The 4362-nt window shown below is 35.4% G+C and carries 4 protein-coding genes; 2 read left to right on the forward strand and 2 right to left on the reverse strand.

The genetic code is table 11. From position 1 onward, the window contains the following. Positions 1-335, reverse strand: a 335-nt coding sequence (locus tag SFT90_01750; GenBank protein MDX1949207.1) for a hypothetical protein, incomplete at its 3' end; no start/stop codon positions are given. Positions 336-489: 154 nt separating this feature from the next. On the opposite strand from SFT90_01750, the gene purN reads away from it, so the two are divergent. Together purN and SFT90_01760 are read left to right on the forward strand one after the other, a co-directional pair. Beyond that, positions 490-1080 carry a phosphoribosylglycinamide formyltransferase gene (gene purN / locus SFT90_01755; GenBank protein MDX1949208.1) on the forward strand — a complete coding sequence of 197 codons (591 nt, stop codon included), beginning with the start codon at positions 490-492 and terminating at the stop codon, positions 1078-1080. Between the two features lie 83 nt (positions 1081-1163). Continuing rightward, complete coding sequence (locus tag SFT90_01760) at positions 1164-2789, forward strand: NAD+ synthase (protein ID MDX1949209.1); 1626 nt, start codon at positions 1164-1166, stop codon at positions 2787-2789. 7 nt (positions 2790-2796) lie between these two features. Here SFT90_01760 and uvrA read toward each other — a convergent pair. Continuing rightward, the coding region (gene uvrA, locus SFT90_01765) for an excinuclease ABC subunit UvrA (GenBank protein MDX1949210.1) at positions 2797-4362 on the reverse strand (1566 nt) is incomplete at its 5' end.

Consider the following 4362-nt stretch of genomic DNA (forward strand, 5'->3'; position numbering starts at 1 on the left):
AAAGTCAGTGATTTTATATTGGGTGTATTAAAAGATACTACTGGTTTATTTTGTTTACCAAAAAATGACAGGTTTCTTTTTTTAAAAACTTGCAATTTCTCTTTTAGAGACGCATCTTCAATTCTTTCAACAAAATCTTCCCATAATCTTGTTGGAATATAAGTGGTAGATTTATCATCAATATTAGGATATTTTCTGTTAACGGCAGACAAGAACAAATGATTTACAGAATCAACCTTAGAACAAAAATCTCCAAAACAACCATTCTCTGCTAAAGATGGAATTTCTTTTAATAAATTTCTAATTAAATCTTCTAATTTATGATTAAATTTCATAAGTCAAACATCAATAGTGTAATTGGGGTGTTAAAATTTAATTATAATGTGGAAATTATACAATAATATACTATAAAAAGGTTAATAAATAGTTAAGATAAAAATGGTTTTACAATAATTCTAACATATTGTAGGGATTGAATAAAATTATATAATGTCTAACAAGCTTCGCACAGCGGTTTTAATTTCAGGAAATGGCGGAAATCTGCAAGCCTTGCTTGACGCCTCAAGGAATGATGAGAGTTTTCCTGCGGAAATTTCTTTGGTTATATCCAATAAACCTGATGCTTTTGGTATTGTTAGGGCTGAAAGGGCAGGAATAAAAACTTCTATAATCAATCATAAAAATTTCAAAACCCGTGATGGGTTTGATCATGAAATCCACAGCCAGCTTATTCAAAATAAGATTGAAATAGTATGCCTTGCTGGGTTTATGAGAATTCTCACCGCTGATTTTGTTAATAAATGGGAGGGTAGAATGTTGAATATCCACCCATCGCTTCTGCCCTCATTTAAGGGTGGGAGTGCGGTTAAAGATGCACTTGATTTTGGCGTAAAAGTTACGGGTTGTAGCGTGCATTTGGTAACACCAGAAATTGATAGCGGTGAAATTATAATGCAAAAAGCGGTTGAAGTTTCAGATGAAGAAACTGAAGAAAGCCTTTCAGAAAAAATCCACAAAGCTGAACATCAAATCTATCCCCAGGCATTAAAAATTTTATGCAATAAGCTTAAAAATAATTGAGAATATTTATATAAAACAATTATATTTCTTTGATTTTCTTAAGATTTTATTTATTTTTCACTTATAATAATTTATATCAATTTATGAAAATTGCACTTGCACAATTAAACTTTACGGTGGGGGATTTTGCCCACAATACTGACAAAATAATAAAAGTTTTTAAGGAAAATCAAAACGCTGATTTAGTCGTATTTCCTGAATTATGCGTATGCGGATATCCGGGGGAGGATATGGTAGCACGCCCTGAATTTGTTCAGAAATCGCTTGATTATACAAACAAAATTATCCAAGCTACAAAAACAGCAAAGGCTGATATTTTAATCAACACGCCTTGGAAGCAAAATGGCAAAATTTATAACGCCGCACTTATAGTTTCAAAGGGAAAAATTATCTATAAACAATATAAATATGATCTGCCAAATTACGGAGTTTTTGATGAGAAAAGAGTTTTTGAAGGTGGCACAAAACCTAAGCCTTTTAAGTATAAAGGCAAAACTATTGGTATGTTAATTTGCGAAGATACTTGGAGCAAAGAAAACGCGTCTGGGCTGAAAGGAGCTGAGTTTATTTTATCCGTGAATGCCTCGCCATTTGAACGACGCAAGCACGCAAAGAGAATGGAAATTGCCTCTGTGGCTTCTAAAGCGGGTGGAAATATTCCAGTTTTATATGTCAACCAAGTTTGTGGCCACGATGATTTAGTATTTGATGGTGGCAGTTTTGCGATGGCTGGCAACGGCAAAGTGTTTGATCAGATGGATTTTTTTAGAGAAGATGTAACCCTTTATGATACTGACGAAATCATCAAAGCTAAGCCAAAACATCAAACTATTATAAATGAGCCAGAGCATATGTATCAAGCTATGATGCTTGCCCTAAGAGATTATATCCATAAAAATGGCTTCCCAGGTGTGATTTTGGGATTAAGCGGCGGTATAGATTCCGCCATTTCTGCGGTTGCATCAGTTGATGCGTTGGGTGCGGATAAAGTTAAACTTGTTATGCTACCTTCAAAATATACCTCAGATGAAAGCGTTGAAGATGCAAAATATCTTGCAAGTAATTTAGGCGTTAAGCTAGATTTTATTGATATTGAGCCACTTTGCGTTGCGTTTGAAAAATCCCTCAAACCTTTTTTCAAAGATACAAAATCTGGCGTTGCAGAAGAAAATCTACAAGCTCGCATTAGGGGAAATGTTTTGATGGCTTTATCAAATAAATTTGGTCATTTGTTGCTTTCAACTGGCAATAAAAGTGAGGTTGCAGTTGGTTATTGCACGCTTTATGGCGATATGTGTGGAGGGTATAATCTTATAAAAGATTTATACAAAACTAGAGTTTATGAAATCGCAAAATGGCGAAATTCAAATCTTCCGCAAGAAACCAAACTCAAAAAATTAAATTTAATTCCAAACAGAATTATTACCAAAGCACCAAGTGCGGAGCTTCGCCCGAATCAAAAAGATGAAGATACTCTGCCAAAATATGAAGTGCTTGATAAAATTCTTTATGAAATGGTTGAGATGGATAAATCTGTGGAAGATATTGTATCAGAGGGTTTTAACCCACAAACTTGTTATGATGTTGAAAAAATGGTGCATAAAGCAGAATATAAACGCAGGCAATCTGCACCAGGTGTTAAAATCTCAAGCAAGCCCTTCGGCCGTGATAGACGCTACCCAATCACCAATAAATTTTTGGATTATTAGTATTCAACTAAGCGGCTTTTTTCTTTTTGGTTTTTTCTAAAATTCTTTTTAGATATTTACCTGTTTGGCTTTCTGTGATTTTTGCAATATCTTCAGGTAGACCACAACCAACTATTTTTCCACCTTTTGAGCCACCACCAGGACCAACATCAACCACATAATCAGCGGTTTTGATAACATCTAGATTATGCTCAATAACAATCATTGTGTTGCCCGCATCAACTAGCCTATGCAGAACATCAAGCAGTTTAGAAATATCATGCGAATGTAGGCCAGTGGTTGGTTCATCAAGGATATATAAAGTTCTACCAGTTGATTTGCGAGAAAGTTCTCTTGCAAGTTTTATTCTTTGGGCTTCACCGCCTGAAAGTGTAGTTGCACTTTGCCCAAGTTTAACATATCCCAAACCAACATCTAGCAAGGCTTTTAATTTTTCGTGGATAAGTGGTTGTGCCTTAAAGAATTGCTCAGCTTCCTCAACATTCATTTCAAGTATGTCAGAAATTGTTTTACCTTTATATTTTATCTCTAGAGTTTCCCTGTTATATCTTGCACCTTTGCAGGTATCACAAGTAACATAGACATCAGGCAGGAAGTGCATTTCAATTTTAATCATTCCATCACCTTGGCAAGTTTCACATCGCCCGCCTTTAACATTGAAGCTGAAACGACCAGATTTATAGCCCCTAGCTTTTGATTCAGGAATTGCTGCGAATAGATCTCTAATAAAATTAAACGCACCAGTATAAGTTACAGGGTTTGAGCGAGGCGTTCTGCCGATTGGGGATTGATCAATCTTAATAACTTTATCAACATATTCAAGCCCTGTTAGGGAGTCATAATGCCCCGGCATTGATTTATAAGCACCATTCAAAAATTTTGCTGAAGCTTTATATAAAGTTTTTAGAATGAGTGAAGATTTTCCACTACCGCTAACGCCAGTTATTGCACTAAATTTTTTGATTGGAATTTCAACATCAACATTCTTAAGATTATTGGCTCTTGCACCTTTTAAGCGGATATATCTCTCTTTTTCAAATTTTCTTCGTTTAGGAATTTTTATTTCATATTCACCTGACAAATATTTTCCTGTGATAGAATTTTTATTCTTGGCAACTTCAGCAGGTGTGCCTTGTGCGATTATATTACCGCCGTGAATACCAGCCCCTGGGCCAATATCAATAAGGTGATCAGCCGCACGCATTGTATCTTCATCGTGTTCAACCACTATCACGGAATTACCCAAATCTCTAAGCGAACGAAGTGTATTAATTAATTTATCATTATCGCATTGATGCAAGCCGATTGAGGGTTCATCAAGCACATATAAAACACCACTCAAACCAGAGCCAATTTGAGAAGCTAGGCGAATTCTTTGACTTTCACCACCCGAAAGCGAGCCAGAAGAACGGGATAAAGTTAGATAATCCAACCCAACATCGTTTAAGAAAGCTAGGCGAAGCTGAATTTCTTTTAAGATTCTTTCTGCAATTTTATTGTGAGTTACACTAAGTTTTTTTGGAAGTTGATTGAACCAATCCATCGCAACATCAATCGTCATTTCACAAACTTG

This window comes from Rickettsiales bacterium (assembly GCA_033762595.1).
Taxonomy (GTDB): domain Bacteria; phylum Pseudomonadota; class Alphaproteobacteria; order Rickettsiales; family UBA8987; genus JANPLD01.